Below are 3214 nucleotides of genomic sequence, written 5' to 3'. Positions count from 1 at the left end.
TCGACTTCGCCGGCGGTACTGCGGTCCATATCAACTCCGGTGTGGCGGGCTTGGTCCTGGCGATCGTGCTGGGCAAGCGAAAAGGCTGGCCCACCACGCTGTTCCGCCCGCACAATGTGCCGTTTGTCATGCTCGGTGCGGGCTTGCTGTGGTTCGGTTGGTACGGATTCAACGCCGGTTCGGCCACCAGCTCCAATGGCGCCGCCGGGGCGACGTTCATGACCACCACGATCGCGACGGCCACGGCCATGCTCTTCTGGCTGCTCACTGAGCGGATCCGCGATGGCCATGCAACGACGCTGGGAGCGGCCTCGGGCATCGTCGCCGGATTGGTCGCCATCACACCGTCCTGCTCGTCAGTCAACGCGTTGGGCGCCTTAGCGATCGGCGCGGTGGCCGGGGTGCTGTGTGCGCTGGCGGTCGGGCTGAAATTCAGGCTCGGCTTCGATGACTCGCTGGACGTGGTCGGTGTGCACCTGGTCGGTGGTCTGGCAGGCACGCTGCTGGTGGGTCTGCTGGCCGCCCCGGAGAGCGTGGCGATCAACGGCGTCGCCGGCGTGTCCAAGGGCTTGTTCTACGGCGGCGGTTTCGATCAGCTGGAACGGCAGGCGGTCGGCGCGTTCAGTGTTCTCTTCTACTCTGGCACCGCCACCCTTATCCTGGCTCTGATACTGAAATACACCATCGGGCTGCGTCTCAGTCCTGAGGCAGAAGCGGCTGGTATCGACGAGTCTCAGCACGCGGAGAGCGGTTACGATTTCGCAACAGCGACAGCGACCGGCTCTGTTCTTCCTCATGCAAGTCTGCCGGACGGCGCTAACGGCCTCCTGGAAGAGCGAGTGGACGACAAAGTGGAGGCGGAGCAGAAATGAAGCTGATAACCGCGATCGTGAAGCCGTTCACGCTCGAGGACATCAAAGCCAGCCTTGAACAGGTGGGAAGCCTGGGCATGACAGTCAGCGAAGTTCAGGGGTACGGGCGGCAGAAGGGGCACACCGAGGTTTACCGGGGTGCTGAATACTCCGTTGACTTCGTGCCGAAGGTGCGCATCGAGGTCTTAGTCGAAGACTTCGACGCGGACAAGGTCGTGGACAGCATCGTGCAGGCCGCACGCACCGGTAAGATTGGCGACGGCAAAGTGTGGGTCAGCGCCGTGGAAACGGTGGTGCGGGTGCGCACCGGCGAACGCGGGGCCGACGCAATCTAATACAGGCTCCTATGATGACTCCTCGGGAGTAGCCGATCCGACCTGGACGGGAATGAAGCAGCGCGAACCAGATTCACCCGATCCGATGTGGCCGGAGGCCGCGGCAGGGACACGTGCCGGCGCGGCAAGCGATCTACCCGCCGCCCGCGAAGCCCTCCTGGCCCGCGGACGGGGTGAACTTGATTCGGCCGCCTTGCGCCAAGCGTGGGGAGACCTGCACGAATCCTGGCTGACCGCCAAGGCCACCGAAATCGGTATCACCGCCGGAAGCGGCTTTTCGATCGTCGCGACCGGTTCGCTGGGCCGTCGCGAACTGGTGCCCTATTCCGACCTGGACCTGCTGCTGTTGCACGATGGCTTGCCCACCGACACCGTACGACAGGTCGCAGATGAGCTGTGGTATCCGTTGTGGGACACCAACATTCGTCTTGACCACAGCGTGCGTACCGTCGCCGAGACATTGCGGGTCGCGGGTGCGGACGTGTCGGCCGGCTTGGCCATGCTGGATGCGCGGCACATCGCCGGCGATGAAGAGCTGTCCTCCCGACTGATCGAGGGAGTGCGGCGGCAGTGGCGCACCGAAATCCGCTCTCTATTCGGCGAACTCGTGGAAGAGACGCATGCCCGGTGGCGGCGCATTGGCGAGATCGCACACCGAGCCGAACCCGACCTGAAATTGGGCCGCGGTGGCCTGCGTGATATTCAGTTGCTCGACGCGCTGGCCACAGCCCACCTCGCTGACCGCCTTGTTGGTCGACCGGAGGACCCGCTGGGTTCGCTGACCGACGCCCAGCTCACCCTGCTCAACGTCCGCACCGAACTTCACCGAGTTTCCGGTCGGGGGCACGACCTGCTGCTGGCCCAGTTCGCCGACGAGATCAGCGCCGCGCTGCACATCGGCGACAGATTCGACCTGTCCCGGACGCTGTCCGACGCGGGCCGCACTGTCAGTTATCGCGTCGATGCCGGGCTTCGGACTGCCGGCAACGCGCTTCCGCGGCGCGGGATTTCGGCATTCCGGCGGCGGCCGCGTCGGCCGCTCGACGAGGGAGTGGTCGAGTACGACGGGGAGATCGTGCTGGCCCGCACAGGTGTAGGGGCCCGACCGCAAACCGACCCTATGCTGGTCCTCCGAGTGGCGGCGGCGTCGGCGAACACCGGACTGCCGATTGCGGTGTCCACGCTGAGCCGGCTCGCCGACTCGGCGGCGGACCTCCCGACGCCGTGGCCGCGCGAGGCGCTGGACCTCCTCTTAGTCCTGTTGGCCGCCGGCCCGGACACGATCGCGGTAATCGAGACGCTCGACCGGACCGGCTTGTGGGTCCGCCTTTTTCCGGAATGGGCGGCGATCCGCGACCTTCCGCCCCGCGACGTCGTCCATATCTGGACGGTGGATCGCCATCTGGCCGAGGCCGTTTCGCGGGCAAGGATTTTCACCACCCGGGTGGCACGTCCCGATCTGCTGATCCTGTCTGCGCTGCTGCACGACATCGGAAAAGGACGGGGTGCCGATCACAGCGTGGTCGGCGCCGAGCTGGCCACTGAAATCGGCACCAGGCTGGGTATGTGGCCATCGGATGTCGAGTTGCTTTCCAAGCTGGTGTACCACCACTTGCTGTTAGCGAAGGTCGCGTTCCGGCAGGACCTGAACGACCCGCAGACCATCGCCGCCGTTTGCGAGGCGTTGGACGGAGACCCGGTGCTGCTGGACGTGTTGCATGCGCTGACCGAGGCCGATTCGCTGGCCACCGGGCCTGGGGTGTGGAGCGACTGGAAGGCATCGCTGGTCGGCGACCTGGTGCGGCGCAGTCGGATGGCGATGAACGGCGAGGCGTTGCCCGAAGCCGACCCGCTGCACCCCGAGTACATTGCCCTGGCGTCCGATCGCAAGGTGCACGTCGAACTGCGGCCCGGTAAGGACCAGCGCCTGTACCAGGCGGTGGTGATCGCCCCGGACCAGCGCGGGCTGCTGTCCAAAGCTGCCGGGGTGCTGACCCTGAACTCGTT

Annotated in this window: 3 protein-coding genes; all 3 read left to right on the top strand. The window is 65.7% G+C overall.

Annotation, left to right across the window (positions count from 1 at the left end; genetic code table 11):
* Positions 1 to 872 (top strand): ammonium transporter (locus WAN71_RS00090; protein WP_422223378.1); only part of this gene is annotated, 872 nt, incomplete at its 5' end.
* On the top strand, positions 869 to 1207 hold the full coding sequence (locus WAN71_RS00085; protein ID WP_422223377.1) for a P-II family nitrogen regulator: 339 nt from the start codon (positions 869 to 871) through the stop codon (positions 1205 to 1207). The genes WAN71_RS00090 and WAN71_RS00085, both read left to right, overlap by 4 nt.
* Positions 1208 to 1259: 52 nt before the next feature.
* On the top strand, positions 1260 to 3214 hold a 1955-nt coding region (locus WAN71_RS00080; RefSeq protein ID WP_422223376.1), incomplete at its 3' end, for a [protein-PII] uridylyltransferase.

Origin of the sequence: Mycobacterium sp., from assembly GCF_049280035.1 — a bacterium.
Classification (GTDB): domain Bacteria; phylum Actinomycetota; class Actinomycetes; order Mycobacteriales; family Mycobacteriaceae; genus Mycobacterium.
Note: the sequence above shows the minus strand (reverse complement) of the source record. Positions and strands in the feature narration are given on the sequence as shown.